Source organism: Pseudomonas sp. MH9.3, from assembly GCF_034354675.1.
GTDB lineage: Bacteria > Pseudomonadota > Gammaproteobacteria > Pseudomonadales > Pseudomonadaceae > Aquipseudomonas.
In genome coordinates this window covers 1,170,846-1,196,321 of record NZ_CP133785.1, presented here as the reverse complement: position 1 = coordinate 1,196,321, position 25,476 = coordinate 1,170,846, and the positions used below count along the sequence as shown (strand labels likewise).

Here is a 25,476-nt window from a genome sequence, read left to right as displayed (position 1 = left end):
TCCCGCCAAACCAAAGAGGGAACGACATGCGAATTTTGATAGCGGCGGTAGCGGTGGCGATGCTGGCGGGATGCGCCTCATCGGCGATCTCGGTGCGGGATGCGAAGCCGGTCCCTTCGGACGAGGTATATGCCTTCCAGACTAAACCAGCTGGCGAGAGCGGAAAAATTACCGTGGTGCGCGACTCCGGCGCGGTTGGTTCTGGCTGCGACATCGTTGTTTATGTCGACGGCCGCAAGGCTGCAAAAATCGGGACTGGTCAGCGGGCCACATTCTACCTTCCGCCGGGGTCGCCCAATCTCGGCGCAGGCCTGGCAGGCTCTGGCTTGTGCGCAGGTGCTGCAATTCGAACCATCGCAGCAACAGTGCAGCCAGGCAAGGAAAGCCTGTACCGTATCAGCGGCGACATGGCTGGGTTCTACATAGGGCCTTATGTCGATTACAACTGAACCAAGAAAACCTTGAAGCCGCCTCCGGGCGGTTTTTTATTGCCCCGGAGAAAGTGATGCAGGCATCAGCGATCAACTACCAACCCATGACGACGATTCGCCTGCACGGGCAACTCCGAAAATTCGGAAAGTCCTTCAGGCTCGCTGTGAAATCGCCGGCGGAGGCGATCAAAGCACTATGCGTGCAGATCCCTGGATTCGAGCGGTTTCTTTCGAATGCCAAATCGCGCGGCCTTGAGTTCGCGGTGTTTCGCGATAAGCGCAATATCGGGGAGAAGGAACTGAGCTACAACGGTGCCGGAGACATCCGCATCGCGCCGGTGGTCGTAGGCAGCAAGCGCGGCGGTATTCTTCAAACCATCGTCGGTGCGATCTTGATTGTTGTGGGTGTTATTTTCTCTGCAACGCCTTTCGGCACTCCGCTCATAGGCGCGGGTATTGGCCTTGTCGCCGGCGGCGTGATCCAGATGCTCAGCCCCCAGGCAGGCGGGCTGAAAACCAGCGCCGCGCCCGAGAACACCCCCGGCTATGCCTTCGGTAGCGCCAAGAACACCACGGCATCGGGTAATCCGGTCCCGCTCTGCTACGGAAAACGCCGGGTTGGCGGGGCGATCATCAGTGCCGCGATCTATGCCGAAGATCAGATGTAGCGAACACCTGAAACACCGCTGCCGCCCATGAGGCGGTTTTTTATTGCCTGGAGAAAAGCATGGGCGCAGCACGCAAGATTGACATCCACGGCGCCAAGGGCGGCGAAGATAAACCAAAAACGCCGACCGAAGCGCCAGACAGTCTTCGTTCTGTCGCCATTGCCAAGATGCTCATTGCCATTGGTGAGGGCGAGTTCGAAGGGACGCCAACCGCCAAGGATATCTACCTCGACAACACGCCGCTGCAAGACCCGCAGGGCAACATGAACTTTCCGAACGTGAAGTGGGAGTGGCGCACCGGCGCCGTGGACCAGAGCTATATCCAAGGCATCCCTTCAGTCGAGAACGAGACCACCATCAGCACCGAGCTGCGCAGCGGGACGCCATGGGTGCGGGCCATCAGCAATACCCAGCTTTCCGCCGTGCGCGTTCGCTTCGCGTGGCCGGCGCTTCAGTCCGTGGACTCTGGCGGCAACGTTAATGGCTACCGGATCGAATACAAGGTTGAGCTAGCTACCGATGGCGGCGCCTATCAGCAGGTGCTGAGCGAGGCGGTAGACGGCAAGACCACCAGCCTGTACGAGCGCACACGCCGTATCGATCTGCCAAAGGCGACCACTGGCTGGCTGATGAAAATCACGCGGCTGACCGTCAACCAGAACAACAACAAAATCTCCGACACCATGCAGATCGCCGGCTTCACCGAGGTGATTGACGCCAAGATTCGTTACCCGAACACCGCGCTGCTTTACATCGAGTTTTCTGCTGAGCAGTTCCGCAGCATTCCAGCGGTGACCGTCGAGACCAAGCTGAAGAAGATGCAGGTGCCGAGCAATTATGATCCTGCGTCTCGCACCTACTCGGGCATTTGGGACGGCACATTTAAGCAGGCTTGGACGGATAATGCGGTCTGGATGACCTACGACATCACCACGGCCGACCGCTTCGGCCTGGGCCGTCGCATCAAGCCGTGGATGGTGGACAAGTGGGAGCTGTATCGGATTTCCCAGTACTGCGATCAGTTGGTGCCGGACGGGAAGGGGGGCCAAGAGCCGCGCTTCATCTGCAACCTGAACCTGCAGAGCAAGGCTGACGCCTGGTCGCTGCTTCAGGATATCTCGACCATCTACCGTGGCATGACCTACTGGGCCCAGGGCCAGGTATTCACGCTGGCGGATATGCCGCGCGCGGCCGACTTTGACTTTGCCTACACCCGGGCGAACGTCATCGATGGAAAATTCACCTACTCCAGCGCGTCGGAGCGCACCCGGTACACCCGGGCGCTGATCAGCTACGACAATCCGCTGAACAACTACGACACTGACGTCACTGCGGTGACCGACCAGAAGCTGCAGCGCCGCTACGGTGACAATCCGCTGGAGATCAGCGCAATCGGCTGCACCCGCGAATCTGAGGCCCAACGCCGCGGCAAGTGGGCGCTGCTCACCAACTCGAAAGACCGGGCCGTCACCTTCAAGGTCGGCCTCGATGGGCGTATCCCGCTGCCTGGATACGTGATCCCGATCGCAGACGAACTTCTCGCCGGTCGGCCAGTGGGCGGGCGCATCTCGGCGGTGAACGGAAAAGTTATCACCCTGGACCGAGACACCCAGGCAAAGCCCGGCGACCGGCTGATCCTCAACCTGCCAGACGGCAAGTGTGAAGGGCGCACCGTGCAGTTGGTCAGCGGCCGACAGATCACCGTGACAGTGGCTTACTCCGTGGCGCCCGAACTTGAACTGGTGTGGGCGCTGGATGCCGATGACTTGGCCATCCCGCTTTACCGTGTGGTGAGCGTGGCCCGGCCAGAGCCTGGTGTGTTCGAGATATCGGCCGTGCAGTACGACCCGAGCAAATTCGCGCACATCGACACCGGCGCGCGCTTGGAAGAGCGGCCGATCAGCGTTATCCCGATCACTGTGGTTCCTGCACCTGCGAGCGTAACGATCACTTCGAACGTGTCGATCGATCAGGGTTTGGCCATCAGCACAATGAACATTTCATGGCCCGCGGTGAACGGTGCCGTCGCCTATGACGTGGAGTGGCGCAAGGACAGTGGCAACTGGATCAAGGTGCAGCGGACTGGATCGACCAGCGTTGACGTCACCGGTATTTACTCCGGCGCCTACATTGCCCGGGTGCGATCGGTGAGCGCCTTCGAGATATCGTCTATCTGGAAAAGCTCGAACCTGACCAACCTGGAAGGGAAGACCGGTGTGCCGCCGGCGGTGTCGTCGCTGACCACCACCAGCCTGATCTACGGCATCGGTATCCAGTGGACCTTTCCGCCGGGCGCCGAGGACACGCAGCGCACGGAGCTTTGGTACAGCCAGTCAGCAGACCTGACGACGGCGGTGAAGTTGAGCGACTTCAGCTACCCGCAGGCCTCGCACGAAATGCACAGCCTCTTGGCCGGGGCCAGCCTGTTCTTCTGGGCGCGCCTGGTGGACCGCACCGGCAATGTGGGCCCGTTCTTCCCGGTGCCCGGTGCTGTAAATGGCCGTGCAAGTTCGGACCAGAGCGAGTACGAGAAGTACTTTGCCGACAAAATCGGCAAGGGCGCGCTGTACCAGAGCCTTCGCGAAGAGATCGAGTTGATTTCGGGTGACGGCCCTGGCTCTGTGAATGATCGCCTGGAGGAAGCGAAGCAGGAGCTTGAGAAGCTGATAAAACAGGTCAGCGATGCCTTGGCATACGATCCCGAGAAGGCGTACCTGAAGGGCGACATTGTTCGCCTGGATCAGCGCCTGTATCAGGCCAAGGGCGCGGTGCCCGTCGGTGCCACGCCACCGGATGCCGATTACTGGACCGATATCGGCACCATCCTGGAAACAGCAAACGCGCTGGCATCCCAGGTGCAGATCATCGAAACGAAGATCGAAGAACTCGACGGCCGGACTGTGGCCACCGCCACTTCGGTGGAGGCGCTGCGTTCTGCCGCGCGCGGTGACGACGGCACCGGTGACCTCGCTGATGCGCTCAAAGGTTGGCAGTCCACCGCTGAGCTGGCGGTTGAGAAGAAAACCCGGGCCAGCGAAGACCAGGCTATTTCCCAGCAGGTCACGACGTTCGGCGCCCAAGTCGGCGATGCGCAAGCCAAGCTGACAATCCTTGAGCAGGTGGTGGCCACCAACCGAGAAGCCACTGCCGCCCAGGTGACGCAGCTCAAGAGCGACCTCAAAGTCACGGCTGACCAGGTGGGCGAGCAGGGCGGCCTCATCGCCGGCCAGGGCCAAGTGATCTCCGGTCAGGCGATCGCGATCAATGACCTCGGGACGAAGGTCACCAACCTGGATGGAAAGGTGACGTCACAGGCGTCGAGCAACGAGTCGCTGCGTGCTTCGGTGCGCGGTGATGATGGCTCGGGCGATCTGGCGAGCGCGATCAAGGCCTGGGAGTCGACGGCCAGCTTCGTGTCCGAGAAGAAGGTTCAGGCATCTGCCAACGAGGCGCTGTCCAGGACGACGGAGACGCTGCAGTCAAGCATCGGACAAACCAGTGCTTCCGTGCAGCAGGTCAGCCAGACTGTGGTGAGCCTGGACGGAAAGGTCTCGGCTCAAACCACCATGAAAACGCAGACTATTGTCGATGGCAGGAAGGTTGTAGCGGGCCTTGCATTTGGCTCTAACGGCGATCAGTCGGAGTTCCTGATCATGGCTCAACGGATGGCGGTCGTGAACGAGATTGATGGCAAGGTCATTCCGATGTTTGTAATCGAGAACAACCAGGCTGTTTTCAACACTGCGATCATTAGCAAGGCGTTTATACAGCAAATTATTCTTGGTATGACATTGCAGTCGGAAGCTGTCGATCCAAATGGTCAGCCTCTAATTGAGCTAAATATGAAGACTGGCAAGTTTGTGTTTCGCGGTAGTGCTGATGGGAATTCAATGTTGCTGAATAGCGGTGGTATAAAAATGACATATTCCAATGGTGTTGTCGGTATTGATCTGAGTCTATAGCCATGGTCGGACTAGTAATAAAAGATAGAGATAGTGCCCTGACTATAGTTGATATGACTAGTTTTATTAGTCAGCAAACTGGAAGCATAGAAACAGGCGGAGCTAACGGATCTATTCAAATACCGGCCCCGCCAGCGGGAAGGTCTCTTTTTTTCTCAGTCTCTCCTCTGGTTGATCTGCAGGTTGAGAAAGGGAAGAGGCCCGGTGTTCAGTTGGATGGCACGACGCTGAGCTGGCAGTACTCTTATAATACTGCCGGCTGGGGATTTTTCTCTGCTAATTGTCGAATATCATATGGGTATTATTAATGGCTGGCGGACGACTTGTAGCGAAAAAACCCGATTCATCATTACTGTACGACACGGGGAATATAAGCTACGGACTTGTAAAGAGCGGATACCTGTCACCAATGGGCAACTGGCGCAGGCTAGAGCTCAGAGGAGTAAATCTCGATCCGAACCTCGGAAGTAGCTGGACTGATGCGAACAGACCTGGCGACAACCAATTCGGTTTCACGCTGGCGAACCCTCAGTCTCCTATCGTGTTTCTAGTCGGTAAAGGTACCGCAACTGGTGTAAGTGTTTCTGGCTCTTCTAAAACGTTTCTATATGCTGGCGGCGGCACAGGAACAAAGTATTTCTGTTTTGATCTGATGCGAGACGACGGTCTTAGCGGGCCAGCACTCAAGACCCGCAATGAGACCACCGGGGCTTTGACGTTTTTATCACGACAGAGACCACTTAAGGTCATTGCCTCAATACGGGCACCCAGTCCGGGCGCGACGGATGCGTATGGACGACCGATAACAACTTATGTTGGTGGGCGAAACGAAAAAATCGCTTATCAAACACAAAGTGGATCTTCAATTCTTCATAGCGTTGTCGACATAAGTTTAGAGTCAGGGGTTGAATATGCCGCTTTTTTGCCTTGGAACCGTTCATGCGGAGTGATCGACAGTAATACGGTCGAGGGCGGGTATACTTCAACTTACGGCCTAGCTGAGGGCGCTTTCGGAAGGACCGGTGGTATTTCCTTTTTCTTTGCCCCGCCTGGCAGAACAACGCAGCAGGCCTGGCCATCCAATAGCGCATCTTTCCCTTACAGCTTTCACAGCCTTCCTACAGATAGGTTTCCATCTGCCCTGGTGATCAGCGCTGCGGGGCTGCCGTTTCCGTTTAATTGAATATTTTCTGATGACCACGCCCGCACAACGCGGGTATTTTTTTGCCTGGAGAAAGATATGCCATCTTGGTTTACAGAGGGCACGGTTACCGTTGCCAACGGTAATACAGTCGTGACCGGTTCCGGTACGAAGTTTTCAAACTCTCGATCCGGCGATATGTTCGTGGGTCCTGACATGGGCATCTACCAGGTGGTGAATCCGGCGAGCGATACCTCGGTCTCAATTACCCCTGCGTACCGTGGCGTGAATGCGGCTGGCGCTTCATACGGCATCGTCCCTGTGAACGGCTACCCAAAGGCGCTGGCGGACGCGGTAAACCAGATGGTGCTGCAGTGGGGGACCACGCTCGCGGGCCTGGGCGCCGTATCCACGGAAAACGTGGTGCCGGTGCTCAAGGGCGGTACCGGCGGCACAACGCAGGCCGCCGCGCGTGCCGGCCTTGGACTGGGCAGCGCCGCCACCCTGAACGCAGGTCTCGCAAGCGGCAACGTTCTGATGTACGGCGCCTTTGGCCTCGGCGGCAGGGCGCCGGATCTCCCGGGCAACTCCTTTAACGCCATTGGCGATACAGGCATTTACCGTAGCTCAGGCGGTTCCGCGAACAGCCCTGCGAACTATGGCTACGGCACTCTGCTCGTGCAGAACTATGACGCGGGTTTCACCGCGCAGCACGCCACGTCGTTTTCTGGCCGCCAGTTCTTCCGCATCAACAACAATTTCAGCTGGGGTTCGTGGATTGAAATCTACACCACCACCAACACCACCCGTTCCTCCGACGGCACATTGAAGGCTATCTAAATGACCACTCGCGCGGCAATCAACATTCTCGGCTCCACCGGTGAGGTGATCGATATCACGTCGCTTGGTGTTTCCAATCTCACCACCCAGCACCCCGGCCCCGGGCAGTACTTGGTCCTCGGCACGCTCGGCATGGTCCCGCCGCCGCTTGGCTGGGGGCACGTCGTAAACCAGCTCGACGCTGATTGCTCAGTGTCCACCAGCTTTAACGAAGGAATCTTGGCGGTCAGCGTGGCCAGGGATGGCGAACCATCAGATCTGCTGCACAGCATCACGCTGCATGTTGCAGTGGAAGAGCTGCCGCCCATGGTGGCGCCAGAACCTGACAAGGCCGAGCTTGCGCAAAGGGAGCTGTCCAGCCGGCGATCTGATGCCGACCACGCAATTGCGCCGCTGCAGGACGCCGTCGATGTGGACGAGGCGACGGAATCGGAGATGGCCGCCCTGAAGTCCTGGAAGAAATACCGGCTGGCGCTGAGCCGCGTTCCAGACCAGGCCGGGTATCCGCTGTCGATTGAGTGGCCTGTCGCTCCCGCTTGAGCGCCGGAGCAAACCGTAGCCCGCCATTGAGCGGGTTTTTTATTGCCTGGAGAAAGCCATGCCGATCACCGAAACCCGCGGGGTGCGCAACAACAACCCCGGCAACATCGACTACAACCCGGCCAACCAATGGCAAGGGCAACTCAAGCCAGATCCTGCCGTTGAGAAACGCTTCGCGCGATTCGATACGCCGGAGAATGGAATCCGCGCCCTGGGCAAGCTACTTCTGACCTACCAGCGAAAGCATGGCCTTAAGACTGTGAAGGCAATTATCAATCGCTGGGCGCCTTCAGTGGAAAACGACACTGCGGCATATGTGCGTGCTGTCGAGGCGAGCACCGGCACCCGGCCAGGCGCCGAGGTGGACCTGGCTCAGCCGCCGGTCATGGCAGGCTTCGTGAAGGCGATCATCCATCACGAGAACGCTGGGTACGAATATCCGGCTTCGGTCCTGGCGGAAGGCGTGCGGCGGGCTCTGGTATGACGCCTGTGCAGAAGCTGGCCGGCCTGGCGGTGCTGATCCTGTTGCTGATGGCCGCCGCCGCCGGCGTTACCTGGCAGGTGCAGGATTGGCGCATGGGCAAGAAGCTCTCCGAGCAGATGGCGGAGCAGGGGGCTGCCCACCAGAAAGCCTTGGACGCGATCACTAGCGAAGCCTGGAAGCAACAACAAGCAGAGCAGGACAGGCGCCTGGCCACCGAGAAACAGATCGCCACCCAGGACCAAAAACACATCAAGGAATTATCCGATGCCAAACGTAACCAGGCTGCTTTGCGCGATCGCCTTGCCACTTCTGATCTGCGGCTGTCAGTCCTCCTTGACGAGGATTCAGCCAGTGGCTGCAACGTGCCTTCCGCCGCCGGCGCCGTCGGCGTGGTTCATGCAGCCCGTCGAGCCCAACTTGACCCAGCGCATGCTCAAAGAATTATCGCCATCACCGACGACGGGGATGACGCAGTGATCGCGTTGCGGGCCTGCCAGGCGTACGTAAGGGCTATAGCTCCATAGCTTTGAGATTCAACCGATATCTAGATGGCTGCCAGAGAAATGAACGAGAGAACTGATCTGTTCACACTTCTGAATGGCGACTTGGGAGACCCGACAGTGCGCGATGGTGCTGGTGCATTTCCAGCGCGTGAGGCATCCAAGCCAAGTTTCGGGCGCCTCACATTCGATTACAGAAGTGCTCAAGCATTACGTGATGCTATTGGCCAGTGTCTACCACTGCATTTCTTCCCAGTGCTTGTACTCTGCGAAGTCAACCCATGCAGCCTGAACGGAGGGGTCTGCATATAAGCCATTTTCGTTAATTTTCAAGCAAAGATTTTGGTGTGCCTTCTCAAAATCTGAGCGGTATTCCTCAAAGTCTTGCGTGCGAAGAGCGCTTTTGATGCGTCTTAGCAGCGATCGAATTTTTCCAATCGCGGACACTGGCTGTCTCCCTGTTTGGGCGGTTTGACTCTCACGTGCGACTGCGCACGTACAGTTGGTTAGCGCCTATTCTACTGACGATTTTTGATGATGGCTATACAGTGGCATAAGTTCAGATGACGTGGCGCCCATGCCACGCTTCAGCGCTAAGCCCCTTTGAGTAAGGTCAGTTCCAGCAGCCGATGGTTTTCAACACGCAAATGCACATTCTGACTCGCGATCATTTGCGAGCCGTTGATGCCCGAGCGGCCCAGGTCTGCCATCGCCAGTCTGAAGTGCGTATCGGCGTTGGCCTTCCCGGTAACCAGTAGATCGTTCATCCGAGCCAGGTCGGCAACGTTAGCCCGCGCCTTGCTCAGAAGCTGGTATGCGTTAGTGAGTTCGTCCTCGAGCAGCGCGCACTGGCGCTGATTCATTTCGAGGGGTGTTGAGCATCCCTGCCGCTTTGAGGTGTCTTCATTGGTAGTCATGGTGGGCTGCTCAATTACTGTGTCCATAAGCAGTAATTGAGGCGGTGCGTTGCGAGGGAGGGGGGGCGACGAAATGCAGGGTTGCCCGATGATCAGTCAGGTGCCATCAGCACAGCCAGGGTCAGCTTGATGAAGTCTTCGTTGTCATCAATCGTATGCAGTGCGCCTCGAATGTTTTCGGCGACATCGGACGAGCCGCGCTGCTCAACCCAGTTCGAAAGCTCCATGATGGAGGCTTCCAAGGCAAGCTGGTTTTCGTAGAGTTTTGAAAGCAGTGAAGGGATCAGATCTGAATTTGGCATTGCTGTTTCTCCGTGAGGTGAACAGCGTAGCAGCTGGAGCAGTTATGGTTAATGTGTTCGTGCGGCAGGACGCCGGAGGAGGGGTTATGCAGTTTCGGCATGGGGCAGAATTTGCCCGCTGGGACCAGTCTTGGAACCAACGGGTGCATTTAGGTGTGTTATCGCTGATTACTCATGATGACTTCGCCCAATAAACACTGATCACCAGTAATCACCATGGTGCGTTTCATACCGCATGGTGATGTTAGCTGTGGAGATCAATTACTTTACCTATCAATAGCTTGGGGTGCGCTTATGTGAGTTGGACCCAGGGCGGGGCCATCTGGAGCCTTTCCATTGGCTCCAGTCCGAGCTTGTTGATCCAACGCGCATAAGTCGAGAGCAGCGCCTGACGTGATGGCCGGGCTGCTGGGAGATGAAGGCGGGGTTCATGCCAGACATGGCGCGCATTGTCGCATAGGTGTGACGACAGTTGTATGGCGGTTTGCAGGCGCAACCGCTGTGAGTCGGCTCTGAACCACTGCGCCGAAAGGGCGTAGCAGCATCAATAATGGCCTAGTGCCACCGTTCGTCGGATCAGCAGTGGCGCCGCTGAACGATGTTCTCAGGCCGGCGCTCTATGTCCGCGGACATAATCAGGTGCAAAAATGCAACGATCACTGCGGCGCTCTGCGGTAAGAACCTGGGCACAGATCTACACCCAGGTGGTGAACGAACAGAATATTGAGGACAAATATTTCAAATTGCTGAGGACGGCCGATGATATGGAGAGCAACGGCCTCATCGATGGGAGAGAGTGGAGGAAGCTCGTGCGCAAAGCCGGCGAATTCCTCGCCAGCACCGCAGAGTGAGTCAGCGGGTGAGAGCTGACCGGCTCTCACCACCTTGCACGCGTATTCAAGCGACCGTTCCAACCCCCGCAAACGTCGGTTTTTTTGCCAACGTTTCAGGCACGGCCAGCCACACCAGCGCCAGTGCCACGGCGGCGACGCCGGCCAGGGTCAGGAACGCGGCGTTGTAGCCCGCCTGTTGCACCACAAAACCGGCCAGGCTACTGCTCAGTGCCGCTCCCAGCCCAAACACCGTCGAGATCGCACCCAGGCTGACATTGAAGCGCCCGGTCCCCTGGGTCAGATCCTTGACGATCACCGGGAACAGCGCGCCGAAAATGCCTGCACCAATGCCGTCCAGCAATTGCACGGTCACCAGCCAGTATGGGTCACCGGACAGGGTATAGAGCACCCCACGCAGCGGCAGAATAATGAAACCGGCCAGCAGCAACGGTTTGCGCCCCCACACATCCGCCCTGGCGCCCACCAGCCAGGCCACCGGCACCATCACCAACTGCGCAGCGACGATGCAGGCCGAGGTCAGCGGCGTAGCCATCTGCAGGTTGATCTGAGAGAGCTTCTGGCTGACCAGTGGCAGCATGGCAGCATTGGCCAGGTGGAACAGGGCACAGCAAATGGCGAACAGCAGAAGCGGGCGGTTCGACAGCAACACCTTCACTCCGGAGGGTTGCTCGTCGTCGGTGTGATGGGCAGGGTCAAATCCACGTGCGACTTCGTGGTCAATAGCCGCGGCGGGCACGCAACTGACCGCCACAAGACTGGCGACCGCCATGAAGGCCATCAGGTAAAACACCACCACCGGCCCGAACAGGTACGCCAGGCCGCCAGCCAATAGCGCGGCCACGGCATTGCCTGCATGGTTGAAGGTTTCGTTGCGCCCGGTGCGCCTCGTGAAGGCTTTGGGCCCGGTAATCCCCAGGGAAATCGCTGAAATCGCCGGGGCAAATACGGAAGCCGCCACGGCGCTGGCGGCCTGGGTCAGTGCCACCAGGCTGAAATTGCTGACAAACGGCAGTATCAGGCAACTGGCCGTCACCAGGATTGCGGCGATGGCGATGACGGCGCGTTTGCTGCGGGTTCGATCGAGCAGCGCCCCCGCCGGGCCCTGGGTCAGCAGCCCGGCGATGCCCGCCAGGGTCATCACCACGCCGATACTGGCCGGGTCCCACTTGTGCACTGCGAGCAGGTAGATGGCCAAGTAAGGCCCGAGGCCGTCACGCACATCGGCCAGGAAGAAGTTAAGGCTGTCCAGGGACAGGGTAGTGCGCAGGTCGGAGTGTCGGGCCACGGCAGGATCTTCGAGAGCGGCGTCCACGGGGCTGGACACTCGTTGGGCTAATGACCTGCGGCGATGACGATTAGTTTCGCGGTCACTCAGCCTTTATAACAGCATCATTGCGCAGGCAAAAAAAAGCCCGCGAGGAGAGGCGGGCCAAGTGATTCACTGGAGTAGGTAGGCCTCACCCTATAGGTCGGAAAGTGAAGGCTTCGTGAAAATTCTGTGGTGAATTCGGATGCTCTGGTGATCAGGACCTGCGCACGAACGTGCGCATGGTTTGCCCTGGTCCGGTGCTGAATGAAGCAGGACGCGGCTGGCCCGCATCCGCAGCGATAAACACGAATGTGTCGCCATCAAGTCGATAGCTGGCGGGTAGCGGCTTACCGGCGTCATCGCCGATGGCGTCTACCCAGGTAATGCTTTTGGGGCGCTGGCTGCTGTCCAGCGTGAATCGCCCAGCCAGCAAGACCTCGCCATCAACGGTGACCACTTCAAACTGATCTGCGGCAATTGTAGTCATTGCACCGGGGGCGCTGTGGGCATCCGCAGGGTTGAGCACGCCGCTGTCTTCGAGCGACGTCTGCTCCCAGGTGCCCTGGAGGGCTTGGTAATCCGGGTCGGTGAGGGTCTGCATATAAGGTCCTTTTAATTTTCCCTTTATCGGCAACTATTTATCGATCTTTTTACTACGCTTGTGATTAGAATAATCCTACGTCATGTGTGTCTTTACTAACGTCTATTGTGAATGCGACGGAAAGAAACTACGACGGCTTGGGATTTTTCTTCTAGACCCGGTGGTCAGACCTGAATTGGCGAGCCTTGTTATCGATGTCAGGGCGTTGTCCCTGCTGGGTATTCGAGGTCTTCGTGATAGCTCTTTGATATTGGTTTTAAGGTGCATACATTTTGAATCGAACTTCCCAGTCCAGTAATTATCCTGCGTCGGATGAAATTGACCTGTTTGAATTGCTGCATGCTGTTTGGCGACAGAAAAAACTGGTATTGGGCTGTGCGCTGCTGACGGGCGTGCTCGGGGCAGGCTATGCGTTTCTGGCGCCTAAAACCTACGAAGTCAGCAGTGTACTGCGCCCGGCCGCGATCAATGAGCTGGACGCGCTGAACCGCTCCGAGGTTTACAAACTACCGCCGGCGGATGCGCTGGCCAAAGTCGGCGCACAGCTGGACTCCTATGAAGCGCGGCTTGGATTTTTTCGGTCCCATGAGCAGTTGTTCACCGCCTTTCAAAAGCCGGGGCAAAGCCTTGAGCAAAGTTTCGAGGACTTCAACCGTAACTCGGTCAACCTGATCCTTCCGGACCCCAAGAAATCCGACTCTTTGAGCAGCTACATCCGTCTCGAATTGCAATACCCCTCGGACGTGGACGGCGTGTCGATTCTCAACGGGTTCGTCGACTATGCCATCGCCTCCGAGCGTGAGCAGGTGGGCGCCGACCTCAAGGTGATCGTCAACAACCGCTTGAACGAGCTGAAGGGCAAGATCGACGCGGCGCGTGCCAATTATGAGACTGAGAAAGAATCGAAGATTGCCAAACTCCTTGAGGATGACCGCCTCAAGCGCGCCCGGTTGCAGGATGAATTGAGCGCCCTGCGCCTGCAGATGAAAATGGAGCGTACCAACCGCCTCGCCGAACTGGCGGAGGCGATCTCGATTGCCAAGTCCATGGGCATCAAGACGCCGACCACACCGTCTTCCATGGCTGACGCCACGCGGAGCGGTTCGAGCCAGGTGATGCGTACCGAGGTCAATAACCAGCAGATTCCGCTGTACTTCCTCGGCACCGAGGCCCTTGAGGCTGAGCGCACGGCATTGCAGCAACGTACCAGTGACGACTTTACCAATCCTCGGATCGCCCAGATTGGCAAGGAATTGCAACTGCTGGAGACCAATCGTGAGGTCGAAGTGCTGCGCAAGCGTGGCAACGAAGACATTTTCCTGCAGGACGTCGAGCCATTGCGTGCCGAGGTCGCTCGTTTGCGCAATTTGAACATCGACATGAGCAACCTGAAGCTGGTCACGGTTGACCGCCGCGCCCAGGAGCCTCTGGCGCCGATCAAACCAAAAAAAGCCATCATCCTGGCGGTGAGCCTGATCGCAGGTCTGGTCCTCGGGATGCTGATTGCACTGATCCGTCACCTGATCAGCTCGCGCAATCAACCTGCGCCTTATTCGTCGCTTGAGGATGGACGCTTTGCCCGTCGTGAACGCAAGGACGACGATCCGTTGGTGTGACACGCAGGGCTTGCCGCGGGGCAGGCCCTAATGCCGTTCAGTTAAGCCAGTGTGATGCTCGAACCAATGAGCGGTGCGACTTTTCGGTGTACATATCGGTTTGTGCGGTAACGGCGACTTAGGGTTCCGCCCTTACGGCGGGTCACTTTTGGAAAAGAGCCCGGAATGCCGGCCCAGCCAAAAGTAACCAAAAGGGCTCTTGCCCCAACACTCGGCACCTCGCCTGCGTTCGGCCAGCGTGTTTGACGGGGCGCCTCAGATCAAGATCAAGAGCGCGGCGGCCTTAGAGCCGACCGAGGTTGTCTCTCGTACGCTGTACAAACTGTGGGAGGGGGCTTGCTCCCGATGGCTGAGTGTCAGTCAGCTTATGTGTAGCTGATCCACCCTCATCGGGAGCAAGCCCCCTCCCACATGTGGATCTCCATTTGTCTGATGGATATCACACTGCTTTTGCTTTGCTTTGCTTTGCCTCACTTCTTCGATGCACACTTCGTCGACAGTTTTTCACAATTCTTGGTTAACCTTTGGTTACAAAGTGTGGCTAAATAACGGCCAATGGCCGTAAAGCGGTTTGCCATCAAACCGCCGATTATCGCCTGTCTGTGAATTGTGAAATCAGGTGCTGCTATCCAATCCTCGGCCGTCGTGGGCGCGCAGGAGCAGCCTGTTCTCTACTGACTTGTGACGAAATCTCTTGAAACTCATCATTGTTGTTCTCTACGTCGTCTCCATTGCGTATGTCCACCTGCGCGGTCGGGTGCGGCACAAGTTGGGCCGCCAATTGAGCGACCACTCCACGTTCCTGGCGCCGATCAACTGCTTTCTCTATCTGTTTTCCAGGCTGCCGAGCCGGCCATATCTGTCGCCCAGTGACTTTCCGGACTTGAGCCCTTTGCAGGAACACTGGCAGGAAATCCGCCAGGAAGGCCAGAACCTGATGCGTGCGGGTGAGATCAAACGGTCGGACCAGTACAACGATGTGGGTTTCAACTCATTCTTCAAGTCCGGCTGGAAGCGCTTCTACCTGAAGTGGTACGGCGACAGCCATCCGTCGGCAATGAAGCTGTGCCCGCGCACCACCGAACTGGTACAGAGTATCGGTTCGATCAAGGCGGCGATGTTTGCCGAGCTGCCGCCCGGCTCCAGGCTGGTGCGCCATCGCGACCCTTACGCCGGCTCTTATCGCTACCATTTGGGCCTGGATACGCCCAACGACCCGGGCTGCTACATCAATGTAGATGGCGAGAGTTATTACTGGCGCGATGGCGAGCCGGTAATGTTCGACGAGACCTACATTCACTACGCGCAAAACACCACCCAGCACAACCGCATCATCCTGTTCTGCGATATCGAGCGGCCGATGAAGTACCGCTGGGCGGCGGCATTCAATCGCTGGTTCAGTCGCAATGTGATGGCGGCGGCGGGTTCGCCCAATGATGCCGGCGACAAGACCGGCGCGCTGAACCGAGCCTTTACGCGCTTGTACAAGATCCGCTTGCGCGGTAAAGAGCTGAAAAAGCGTAACCGTACGCGCTACTACCTGGAAAAATGGGCGATATTCGCCGCGCTGGCGGCTGTTTTCCTGTTGATCTGAAGTGGCGCCAGGCTTCGACGCCTTGCCGAGCGGGCCTAAACGCAGAGTCCCACATTTGATCTGCATCGCTTTGAGCATTGCGTCGGTTTAACTGAACGACCACGGACAGTGACTCAGGAAGCGTTCTTAGCGGATTTTTTCACCGCTGGTTTTTTTGCCGCAGGCTTGCCCGCCAGGCTGCGCTTGAGCAGCTCGGTCAGGTCGATCACATCGGCGGACTTGCGCTCTTCAACGCCTTCAGCGCTCTCCACATCTTCGATCTTGCCCGCCTTGGCCTTCTTCTCCACCAGCGCCATGATCTTCTCCTGAAAGCTGTCGCGGTATTGCTCCGGCTTCCAGTCCGCGCTCATGTCTTCCACCAAGCGCTTGGCCATGTCCAGTTCGCCCTTGGCCAGGGTGGGCTTGATCACGTCGCTGCCCAGTTCCAGCTCGTCCAGGCTGCGCACCTCGGCAGGCCAGCGCAGCATCACCAGCACCAGCGCAGAATCGAGCGCCATCAACGCCGCCAGGTGCTGCTTGGTGTGCAACACCACATTGGCCAGGGCGACCTTGCCGGTTTTCTTCAGGGTTTCACGCAGCAATGCGTAGACCTTGCCGCCGCGTTTGTCGGGCGCGAGGAAGTAGGGGGTGTCGATATTCTGCAGAGGGATCTGGTCGCTGGCGACAAACGCGATGATCTCGATGGTCTGGGTGGATTTGGGGTGGGCCGAGCGGATTTCCTCTTCGCTCAAAACCACATAGCGGCCCTTCTCGTAGGCCACACCCTTGACGATATTTTCCTTGGTGACTTCCTTGCCGGTGGTCTTGTTGATGCGCTTGTAGCCCACCGGGTCCATGCTGCGCTTGTCCAGCCAGTCGAAGTCGACGCCTTGGGAAGAGGTCGCCGAGACCAGTGACACCGGGATGTGGACCAGGCCGAAACTGATGGCGCCTTTCCAGATTGACCTTGGCATGGTTGCGGCTCCTTGTGAATTGACGGTCTTCTGGTGACTCGCTGGGTCCGGTAAAAGTTTCGCCACGCGGATGTGCGGACAGATCGTGTTACACCTGATGAGGAAGTATTTAGTGTCGAAATACGAACCCGGGGCGTAGCGTGTTATCGAAAGCAGGTACCACTCGCTCAGAGAGGCTTTGTCATGAACACTTGTGTGCGTCACCTTGCAGCGCTCGCGTTGGGCCTTACGTGTGTTTCCATGGCCCAGGCGCAGAACCTGCCTGGCAACAGCAACGCCAATCAGGGGCCGATCCACCGGGCCAACCCCAACAGCATGCAGGGCACTCAGCCCAACGCGCCGGCCATCCGTGGCAATCAGACCGGCCCCACCACGCCTGCGCCGACCCTGGAAAACCGTGGCATCGGCAACCGCTACCCCCAGCGCGAGGCCGCGCCCAGCCGGCCTTCGACCGAAACCAAAGCCCCCACCTATGACGCCAACGGCAATCGTCGCTAAGGAACCGTGTCTTATGTCTTTACGCAAAACGCTGCTCGCTGCGCTGTGCGCAACCACCTTTCTTCCCGTCGCGGCGGTACACGCCGCCGATCAGCAACAGTTTCCCGGCGAGCAGGGCAGTGTCACCGTCACGCCCGTCGCCAAGGGCCTCGATCACCCGTGGGCAGTGGCCTTCTTGCCGGACAAGCAAGGTTTCCTGGTGACCGAGCGTCCCGGCCATCTGCGGTTTGTCAGCCCCGAGGGCAAGCTTTCGGCGCCGCTGAGCGGCGTGCCCGAGGTCTGGGCCAAGGGGCAGGGCGGTTTGCTTGATGTGGTGCTCTCGCCGGACTTCAAGCAGGACCGCATGGTGTACCTGTCTTATGCCGAAGGCGGCGGCAAGGGTGGCACGGCCGGCACTGCGGTAGGGCGCGGGCGCCTGGCGGACGACTTGAGCGGGTTGAAAGACTTCAAGGTGATCCTGCGTCAGGAGCCCAAGCTGTCCACCGGCAATCACTTCGGCTCGCGGCTGGCATTCGACCGCGACGGTTATCTGTTCGTCACCCTTGGCGAGAACAACGACCGGCCCACCGCCCAGGACCTCGACAAGTTGCAGGGCAAGGTGGTGCGCATCTTCCCCGACGGGCGGGTACCCGACGATAACCCGTTCGTGGGCCAGCCGGGCGTGCGTCCCGAGATCTGGTCCTATGGCCAGCGCAACCCGCAGGGCCTGGCACTGAATCCCTGGAGTGGCACGATCTGGGAAAACGAACACGGTCCGCGTGGCGGCGATGAAATCAACATTATCGAGCGCGGCAAGAACTACGGCTGGCCGCTGGCAACCCACGGTATCGATTATTCGCTGACGCCGATCCCCGAGGCCAAGGGCAAGACGGTGGAGGGTACGGTGGCGCCGCACCATGTCTGGGAAAAATCCCCAGGCATCAGCGGCATGGCCTTCTACGACGCCGACCGTTTCAAGCCGTGGCAGCACAACGTGTTCATTGGCGCGCTGGCCACCCAGGAGCTGATCCGCCTGCAGTTCGACGGCGACAAGGTGGTGCATGAGGAGCGCCTGCTCGGGGAATTGAAAGCGCGCATCCGCGATGTGCGCCAGGGGCCTGACGGCTACCTGTATGTGCTCACCGATGAAGCCAATGGCGTGTTGTATCGCGTCGGTTTGAACGAGGACTGACGGATTCGATGACATCCAACGGTGGAAGGGTGCAGCCCCTTCCACGCTTTACAGAGCGCTAGAGGCCCAGCTCGGACAGCCCCGGATGATCATCCGGACGCCGGCCCAGCGGCCAATGGAACTTGCGCTCGCTTTCCTTGATCGGCAGGTCGTTGATGCAGGCGAACCGATTAGCCATCAGGCCGTTGTCATCGAATTCCCAGTTCTCATTCCCGTAGGAGCGGAACCAGTTGCCCGAATCGTCGTGCCACTCGTAGGCATAACGCACGGCGATACGGTTATCGGTGAAAGCCCACAGTTCCTTGATCAGTCGGTAGTCGAGTTCCTTGGCCCATTTACGCGCAAGGAACTGCCTGGCGTCTTCACGGTTGCAGGCGAATTCGGTGCGGTTGCGCCACTGTGTGTCCAGGGTGTAGGCCAGGGATACCCGCTGCGGGTCGCGCGAGTTCCAGCCGTCTTCGGCCAGGCGGACTTTTTCGACGGCCGACTCACGGGTAAACGGCGGCAGCGGCGGGCGGGCTTCAGACGTGGATGACATTGGCGACTCCTCGGGATCGAACGTCGCCCCTGGTTGCGGCGACGGATTATCGGGTGTTTGACGGCAACGATGATAGCGCGGCTTTCGAGACCTCGGCAGTCTCATGGTGTAAGCTCGGGGCCTCTTCGGATTCGACCCATTGCGAGCCTTATGCCGTCGTTCTTCAAACGCTCCCTGTTGCCCAAACTGCGCGGTTTTCCACTGTCCACCGAAGCGATCGAGGTGCTGTCCGGCGCCGCGGCCTTTCGGCACTGCCTGCTGGAAAAAATCCCCCTGGCCACCCGACGCATCTACATCGTCGCGCTGTACTTGCAGCAGGACGAGGCCGGGCAGGAGATCTACGACGCGCTGCACGCCGCCAAGGCTGCGCGGCCCGAGCTTGAGATCGTGGTGGTGGTCGACTCGCTGCGTGCCCAGCGCGGCCTGATCGGCGCCGGCAAGCAACCGGGCAACAGCGCCTGGTATCAGGCGATGACCCAGTCGCATGCCAGTGAAGTGCCGGTGTACGGCGTGCCCGTGCAGACCCGCGAGCTGTTCGGCGTGCTGCACCTCAAGGGTTTCGTGATCGATGACAGCGTGCTCTACAGCGGCGCCAGCCTGAATAACGTGTACCTGCACAAGTTCGACAAGTACCGCTTCGACCGTTATCACCTGATCCACAGCCAGCCACTGGCCGACTCCATGCAGCACCTGGTGGAACACGGCCTGATCGCCTCCAGGGCCGTGCACCGCCTGGACCTGCCGAACCCGCCGACCACCCGCAGCCTGCGCAACGACATCGGCGACCTGCGCAGTCGTCTCAAGCACGCCGCGTATGACACCACGGCCGGGCAGCTGCCCAACGGTCACCTGTCGGTCTGCCCGCTATTGGGGGTGGGCAAGAACAACCCCCTGAGCCGGGTGATTCTCGAGTTGATCGCCAGCGCCCAGCAGCAACTGACCATCTGCACGCCGTACTTCAACCTGCCGCTGCCGGTGACCCGCGAAATCAACCGGGCCCTGGCGCGTGGGGTGAAGATCGACATCATTGTCGGCGACAAGACCGCCAACGACTTCTACATCCCGCCCAGCGAGCCGTTCAAAGTGATTGCGGCGCTGCCGTACCTGTATGAAATCAGCCTGCGCCGTTTCGCCAAGCGCCATCAGCCGATGATCGACAGCGGCCAGTTGAACCTGCACCTGTGGCACCACGGCGACAATAGCTACCACCTCAAGGGCATGTGGGTGGACGAGCGCTACACCTTGCTCACCGGTAATAACCTCAACCCACGGGCATTTCGCCTCGACCTGGAAAATGCCCTGCTGATCGACGACCCGCAAGGCCAATGGCTGGCGCCGCGCGCGCAGGAGCTGGCGCAGATTTTCCGCCATACCACGCGTATCGATGGCTACCAGCATCTGCAGACGCTGGTGGATTACCCGGCGGCGGTCGGCAAGTTCCTGCGCCGGGTCAGCCGGGTGCGGATCGAGCGGTTGCTTTATCGCATCCTGTAGCGGGCAACCCCACAAGGTGACACTTCTTCATCGGGTGTATTGAGAACTCTCCTACATGCGGCCTATGGGTTATCTCATAGGCTTTTTGTTGACGGTTCTTAAGGACGAGAACTCTTGCGTTCAATCGTGAAGAGAACTTGAAATGTCGACACTTGCATCAGTGGGTTCTGCCCCATCTTCATTCGTATCTACAGTCAGCCGAGCTGAAAACGAACCTGACCATTCTCAGGCAGGATCAAGCCCTGGGGACGGTCGCACGGTGACTGAGGTTCCGGGCGCACCACGGGGACAGGATGGGCAACTGAGACAGGCGCGGTTTGAGCCTGTCGCCGCTCGCCACAAGCGCGAGAGTCGCGCTGCAAATACTGGCCCTGCGGCTTTGGAAGAATTCGGAACCCCAGGGTTTACGCAAAAGGCTGATGAAACGTTACAACAATCCTTGATTGAGTGGCTGATTACCGGCAAGTCCAAAGACCACCTCTTCCCTCGAAATGCCTCTATCCAGCCCTTCATTGATGTCTTCAACAAGGCCGCACGGGAGCCAAAGGTGCAGGCCTGGTTAAAATCCATGGGCATGGATGTCTCATCGGTGCGCGTGTTCAGCGATGGTGTGGAAGGCACTGTGTTGATCAAAGGCAAGCAGGTCAAATGCAGATTCACCGCCACTGACGGGTCAGGATGGAACGAGGTCGGCGCCAGGTTGACTGAGGCAGCGGACAAATTGTCCCCCAACTCCGCCGGGGTACTGCTGCCGCAGAAAGGTCGCTTCGTGGATCTGGATACCGTCTTCAATTTCTACGGTGTGGAACCGCCCCACAGCGATCAGCAAAAAGCGTCCCTTGGTGAACTGCTCAAGACCGCTGGCTGGCCGGCGATAACCGACGATAAACGTAGTCTGTGGCGTCAGCAGTACGCGCAGCTGCTACAGAAAATCAGCGATATTGATGCTCGATCAAGCCTAGCGATTCAACTCTTGCAGTTGGTTAAAGATGCCGTTGACACCGATACCCTCAGCCTTGGCGACAGACTGGCAGTGGTTCGGCCCGAGTCCACGCTGGCGCAAAAAAGCCAGGCACCGCGTGAGCACTTTGCAGCATGGCTTGCGCTGCCCGCGTTCAAGACATTCATTGAAAAAGTTGGCTTCGGCGGCGTGGACCAGGTCTACAGGATAGTCGATGGCGATCTGCAAATACTTGACCGGCGTAGCCAATGGTTTCCCCTGGGCAGTTTTTTGCAGGACGAGATCAGTAAGGTCGGCGTCGGTGGCAGTCCGCAAGAAAGACAGGCTATAGAGACCCTGGACAAGCGCTTCGGTCAGTTGCAGGAAATGTGCAAGTCGATCGGCAATACTGTGTACTCGCAGCCTCTATACGATGCGCGTCAGTACCTGGTTTTTTCCGGGCTGGGATCCCCCCGCACACTGGCGCAGGTTTACGCGGCCATCAGCGGACTGAGCGAAAATCTTCCTCCAGCCCCACCGCGCTGGACCCTGCCGTCTACACGGCCGGAGAACCCGAATCGTGCATGGGCGGACGCGGGTTTTGGCAAGTACCTGCTCAGCTCGATGCAAACCGGTTATGCACTTGTAAAGATCCCTGACGATACGTCCCTGGCGCCTGCTCTGGACATTTACCGCCAGGTCTTGGCCCAGCCCGACCTGCAGGCGTGGATCAAAAGCAAAGGGTTGGAAACGGACGGGCTGGAGTTTCACCGGGACAGCATCAGCGGCTATGCCAACCTTGACGGCGTGCGCACGGCCGTGACCTTCAGCACCGCTGACAATTCCGGCTGGTGGCAGGTCAGCGAGAAACTGCGCTTGATCACAGAGGTGCTGGACCCGGCGGACGAGGGCCTGTATTACCTGAAAGAGGGGGAGTCGTGGCTGCCTGTCGGGGTCGTCGTGCAGGCTTATGGATTGCCGCAGCTTGACGCTTACGAAGGCCGAAACCCGGTGATGGCGCAGCTGCAAACCGGCGCGCTGGTGATGCCCGCTAGACAGTACCAGAGCCTCGGCAGCCGTCTGGAGCACGTGCGGCAAACGATCGGTGACCTGGATGAGCGCGCCTACCTGGGCGATTACCTGGAGCGCAAGATCGGCAATGCGCCTGACGATGCGCCTTGGGACTGGTCCGAACATGCGGCGCAGCCATCCGCCAGCTCATCGTTGGTCGCGGGTGATCATAGGGTTCGGGCAAGTCTTCAGCGATTGACTGAATCGCCCGCGTTGCGCACTCATCTGGAAAAAGCCGGCTTCTTCTGGGAGGGGCAGCCATTTCGGCTGTCCGAAGGCAAATTCGAGCATCAGCTCCCGGACGGGGGTTGGCTGGATCTTACAAGCGTCATCAGTGCGGATCGCGGGCTGGAACTGGAGCTGCGCCAGTTGATGGATCTGAGCCATGCCCGGGGACATGCGCTTTATTCGGTGCCGTCATACGACGTCCGCCAACTCCTGGACTATAAGGGCCTGGGCTCACCGCGCACGGTTGGCGAGACGCGCAATGTGGTGCGATGGTTGCGCAGTGCGTTGCCGCCGGCGCCGCCGTTGGGGAATTACTCCGGCCTTTTGGAAGAACCGTGGTCTCCTGGCAGATTGACGGCAGGCGATAAAGCCAGCCTCAAGGCCGAGGCCGACAGGCGTCTGGGTGGGCAGAGTCCGCGGGTTTTCGACTACCTTGAAGAGACATCGCTGGAACTGCTGCAACAGAACCCGGCGGAGTGCCTGGAAAAATTTCTGAACAGCCGCGAGGTTCTCAACGACGGTGACGCGTTTGCCCACATGTTGAAATGGCAAGCGTCACCAGTGCCCAAAGCCGTGCGGCAACAGTTGGCGCTCGCTGCGCTCACCTTGCACGCAGGAGTGAACGTACCGCCCCGGCCCGGCTATATCGCGGGCTATGCACTCTACCAACCGAGCAACATGGGGCGCACCTTCAACGCAGTAAGGCGCGACCTTGAGAAACATCTGCAGCTTGAGCGGGGCCTTGACCCGAAACTTGCGGTACTGGTGGCACAGGTCGGCCTTGCGCAGGTGGCGCCCGAATTGCTGATCAGGGACGTGCCCAAGGAAATCAGAATTGGCACGCCTGGCTGGATGGAGCTGCGGCTGGGTGCTGCCATGGCAGAACTGAAGGGCCCAGGCACCAGCCGCATGATGAACGAACAGCAGATCAGCGATCTGACCACGCTGGCCGCCACCAGCGAAGAGCAGGCTACCCTGATTCAGCTGCCGGCCATGAGGATCCTGCTCGACTGGGCAGTGCTCAATGGGGTCATCCCTGCTGTTGTGGCGGGAGAGCATCCCGAATCGGCGCTCAAAACTGCCACCGCAGCCTTTTTCAAACAACGCCGGGAGGTCAACGACGCATTGAACGCCGTCGCAGAGCTACCGGCGCGCAAGGCCATTGCCATCAGGGAACTGCTCAAGGTATTTCCGGGCATCACGCGCAACGAGCTGGAAACGATGAAAGTACTGCTTGCCGACTCCGATGCTCGACGCAATACGCCCATTTCCGAGCCTCGCGCACGTTCGCTCATCGAAACCTACATGACCGGCGACTTGATGCCAGGCAAATGGATACTTAGGAGTGACATGCCTGAAAGGCTGTCAAGGCATCGATCGACTCCGTTTCAGACGAACCTCGCCGTTGAGGCGCCCGCCGAGAAGCGCGCAGAACTCGATGAACGAATTCGTCGACTTCCCGCGTTGAAGCCGCTGCTTGAACAAGCCGTCGATGCGCACAGCGCGACCCTCAAGACTGCCTACGCCACTCAGCTCAAACTCATGTTTGCCAAACTCCCCCTGGCCGACCGTCAACTGCTTGACCACCCGCAGAGCGTCGTCACTGTGTTTACCGTGCGCGGCGAGACCGGGCTGCCGCCCGCCACGCAGACCGACGCCGATGTGCAAGCCGCGAGAGGTCGGCAAGGTACATTGATGAGGGTCGAACTGGGCAAGCAGGTGTGTTATTTCGAGGTGTTTGTCAATGGGAAAATCATCAAACGCACTGACCTTCCTCAACAACTGAGAGAGGGTGATGTGCTTAAAGGTAAACCCAATCCGTTAGGTTTGGATGGTATCTACGTAAAGGCCTTTACGGGCGGATTCAAACTCAACCTGGACCTGGACGCTTACTTGAAAGGTGCTACGCCCAGGCCGAACGTGTCGTCCAAGGTTATCGTTGAACGCATTGGCGAGCCCATTGGCGGCGTTAAATCGGCCGGTGGTGCACCCAGCTCGGACATGATTGACACGTATGCATCGCCGAAGACCCACAGCATCGCGACGCTGATTGCCGACAAGAATTTGTATGAAAGCGATGAGCAGATGCTGCTCAGGGCCGAAGGTACCTTGCCGCTGGAAAAAAAACGCGAAGCGCTCGCCCGGGACAAGGCTATTTTGAAGGGCCTCGTCCCCTTTCTCGGTGCTTATCAGGAGTTTTCGGACGGCAATATCGGCAGTGGGTTGTTCGCCCTGACATTGGACGTGGGCGGGGTCCTTATTGGAGCCGGAGGCCAGGTGCGGTCGTTGTTGCGTACGGCCAAGGCGCTTACGCCCAACCCGTTGGGTAGCGCATTTCGCCGGTTGGGAAGTGCGGTTACGCCCCTGACACCGCGTAAGGCCTGGACAAAGCCGGTTGCAAGCTTCAGCGACAGGGCGTTCAACTTCATCAAGGAGTCGGCATTATTGGCAAACGGGGTCATGAATCCGGCGGATGGTTACGCGCAGTTGACAGAAGCCGCCGTCAAGGGCGTGTTCAAGCTATCGCGGCTGGTGCCAAGTGCATCGTTGCTCGGCAAGGCCTCGCCCCACCTGATCACGATTGAAGAGAAATTGAGGGCTTATTGGTTGGCCGGTGGATTGGATTCGGCACCAGCGCCTCGCCAATCAGGCCAGGCCGGTACCAGTCAGGGTGCCGCCGTCGTAGCTTCCAGGGTCAACGGTGTCTGGTATGCGCTCAACCCGCAAACGGGTAAGCCGGATGGAACACCGTTATCTGACTTCCATGTGTAGCCTGGCAAACACGCCAAAAGCGTTCGGGCGCCCATACAGGCGGTCCGAACAC

The 25,476-nt window shown here is 58.8% G+C and carries 21 protein-coding genes and 1 pseudogene; 15 read left to right on the top strand and 7 right to left on the bottom strand.

Features of this window, described 5'->3' with window-relative positions; all coding sequences use genetic code 11:
• The first annotated feature begins 26 nt into the window (after positions 1-26).
• The 8 genes from RHM60_RS04690 (at position 27) to RHM60_RS04655 (ending at position 8,590) form a co-directional block, all read left to right on the top strand.
• Positions 27-449 carry a hypothetical protein gene (locus RHM60_RS04690; protein WP_322213779.1) on the top strand — a complete coding sequence of 141 codons (423 nt, stop codon included), beginning with the start codon at positions 27-29 and terminating at the stop codon, positions 447-449.
• A 56-nt stretch (positions 450-505) separates the two neighbouring features.
• On the top strand, positions 506-1,099 hold the full coding sequence (locus RHM60_RS04685) for a tail assembly protein (RefSeq protein ID WP_322213777.1): 594 nt from the start codon (positions 506-508) through the stop codon (positions 1,097-1,099).
• A gap of 59 nt (positions 1,100-1,158) precedes the next feature.
• Entirely contained in the window at positions 1,159-5,061 is a 3,903-nt protein-coding gene (locus tag RHM60_RS04680) for a phage tail protein (RefSeq protein ID WP_322213775.1), read from the top strand.
• 280 nt (positions 5,062-5,341) lie between these two features.
• Positions 5,342-6,244 (top strand): hypothetical protein, encoded by a 903-nt coding sequence (locus tag RHM60_RS04675; protein WP_322213774.1) that lies wholly within the window; start codon positions 5,342-5,344, stop codon positions 6,242-6,244.
• Between the two features lie 174 nt (positions 6,245-6,418).
• Positions 6,419-7,042, top strand: a complete 624-nt coding sequence (locus RHM60_RS04670) for a pyocin knob domain-containing protein (protein WP_322213773.1) — start codon at positions 6,419-6,421, stop codon at positions 7,040-7,042.
• On the top strand, positions 7,043-7,582 hold the full coding sequence (locus RHM60_RS04665) for a tail fiber assembly protein (RefSeq protein ID WP_322213772.1): 540 nt from the start codon (positions 7,043-7,045) through the stop codon (positions 7,580-7,582).
• A 58-nt stretch (positions 7,583-7,640) separates the two neighbouring features.
• Positions 7,641-8,066: a structural protein gene (locus tag RHM60_RS04660; RefSeq protein ID WP_322213771.1), complete on the top strand. Its 426-nt coding sequence runs from the start codon at positions 7,641-7,643 to the stop codon at positions 8,064-8,066.
• Positions 8,063-8,590: a lysis system i-spanin subunit Rz gene (locus tag RHM60_RS04655; RefSeq protein WP_322213770.1), complete on the top strand. Its 528-nt coding sequence runs from the start codon at positions 8,063-8,065 to the stop codon at positions 8,588-8,590. Before RHM60_RS04660 ends, RHM60_RS04655 begins: the two co-directional genes overlap by 4 nt.
• Positions 8,591-9,159: 569 nt before the next feature.
• Here the strand turns inward: RHM60_RS04655 and RHM60_RS04650 are convergent.
• The 3 genes and pseudogenes from RHM60_RS04650 to RHM60_RS04640 form a co-directional block, all read right to left on the bottom strand.
• On the bottom strand, positions 9,160-9,483 hold the full coding sequence (locus RHM60_RS04650) for a hypothetical protein (RefSeq protein WP_322213769.1): 324 nt from the start codon (positions 9,481-9,483) through the stop codon (positions 9,160-9,162).
• A gap of 92 nt (positions 9,484-9,575) precedes the next feature.
• Positions 9,576-9,785 (bottom strand): hypothetical protein, encoded by a 210-nt coding sequence (locus RHM60_RS04645; protein WP_322213768.1) that lies wholly within the window; start codon positions 9,783-9,785, stop codon positions 9,576-9,578.
• A gap of 266 nt (positions 9,786-10,051) precedes the next feature.
• Positions 10,052-10,271 (bottom strand): annotated as a pseudogene (locus RHM60_RS04640) (integrase); the annotation flags it as partial.
• A 161-nt stretch (positions 10,272-10,432) separates the two neighbouring features.
• Between RHM60_RS04640 and RHM60_RS04635 the strand changes: the two are divergent.
• On the top strand, positions 10,433-10,636 hold the full coding sequence (locus RHM60_RS04635) for a hypothetical protein (protein WP_231423387.1): 204 nt from the start codon (positions 10,433-10,435) through the stop codon (positions 10,634-10,636).
• Between the two features lie 46 nt (positions 10,637-10,682).
• Here the strand turns inward: RHM60_RS04635 and RHM60_RS04630 are convergent, their stop codons facing one another.
• Both RHM60_RS04630 and RHM60_RS04625 read right to left on the bottom strand, forming a co-directional pair.
• A complete protein-coding gene (locus RHM60_RS04630; protein WP_231423410.1) occupies positions 10,683-11,924 on the bottom strand; it encodes an MFS transporter in 1,242 nt (413 codons plus the stop codon).
• A gap of 238 nt (positions 11,925-12,162) precedes the next feature.
• Positions 12,163-12,549: a TIGR03067 domain-containing protein gene (locus RHM60_RS04625; protein WP_231423389.1), complete on the bottom strand. Its 387-nt coding sequence runs from the start codon at positions 12,547-12,549 to the stop codon at positions 12,163-12,165.
• Between the two features lie 272 nt (positions 12,550-12,821).
• Between RHM60_RS04625 and RHM60_RS04620 the strand changes: the two genes are divergently transcribed.
• Together RHM60_RS04620 and lpxO are read left to right on the top strand one after the other, a co-directional pair.
• The gene (locus RHM60_RS04620) at positions 12,822-14,165 is read left to right on the top strand and encodes an LPS O-antigen chain length determinant protein WzzB (protein WP_209982475.1); all 1,344 of its coding nucleotides are present in this window, start codon (positions 12,822-12,824) and stop codon (positions 14,163-14,165) included.
• A 694-nt stretch (positions 14,166-14,859) separates the two neighbouring features.
• Positions 14,860-15,759 (top strand): lipid A hydroxylase LpxO, encoded by a 900-nt coding sequence (gene lpxO, locus RHM60_RS04615; protein ID WP_209982473.1) that lies wholly within the window; start codon positions 14,860-14,862, stop codon positions 15,757-15,759.
• A 113-nt stretch (positions 15,760-15,872) separates the two neighbouring features.
• On the opposite strand, the gene RHM60_RS04610 is transcribed toward lpxO, so the two are convergent.
• Entirely contained in the window at positions 15,873-16,712 is an 840-nt protein-coding gene (locus RHM60_RS04610; protein ID WP_322213767.1) for a Ku protein, read from the bottom strand.
• 183 nt (positions 16,713-16,895) lie between these two features.
• Between RHM60_RS04610 and RHM60_RS04605 the strand changes: the two genes are divergently transcribed.
• Positions 16,896-17,210, top strand: coding sequence for a hypothetical protein (locus RHM60_RS04605; RefSeq protein WP_209982468.1), 315 nt, complete (start codon positions 16,896-16,898; stop codon positions 17,208-17,210).
• 13 nt (positions 17,211-17,223) lie between these two features.
• A complete protein-coding gene (locus RHM60_RS04600; protein ID WP_322213766.1) occupies positions 17,224-18,381 on the top strand; it encodes a PQQ-dependent sugar dehydrogenase in 1,158 nt (385 codons plus the stop codon).
• A 58-nt stretch (positions 18,382-18,439) separates the two neighbouring features.
• Here the strand turns inward: RHM60_RS04600 and RHM60_RS04595 are convergent, their stop codons facing one another.
• Complete coding sequence (locus tag RHM60_RS04595; protein WP_209982464.1) at positions 18,440-18,919, bottom strand: DUF1348 family protein; 480 nt, start codon at positions 18,917-18,919, stop codon at positions 18,440-18,442.
• Positions 18,920-19,069: 150 nt separating this feature from the next.
• Between RHM60_RS04595 and pssA the strand changes: the two genes are divergently transcribed.
• Positions 19,070-20,413 (top strand): CDP-diacylglycerol--serine O-phosphatidyltransferase, encoded by a 1,344-nt coding sequence (pssA, locus tag RHM60_RS04590; protein ID WP_322213765.1) that lies wholly within the window; start codon positions 19,070-19,072, stop codon positions 20,411-20,413.
• Between the two features lie 379 nt (positions 20,414-20,792).
• Positions 20,793-25,424 (top strand): hypothetical protein, encoded by a 4,632-nt coding sequence (locus RHM60_RS04585; RefSeq protein WP_322213764.1) that lies wholly within the window; start codon positions 20,793-20,795, stop codon positions 25,422-25,424.
• Positions 25,425-25,476: the final 52 nt, after the last annotated feature.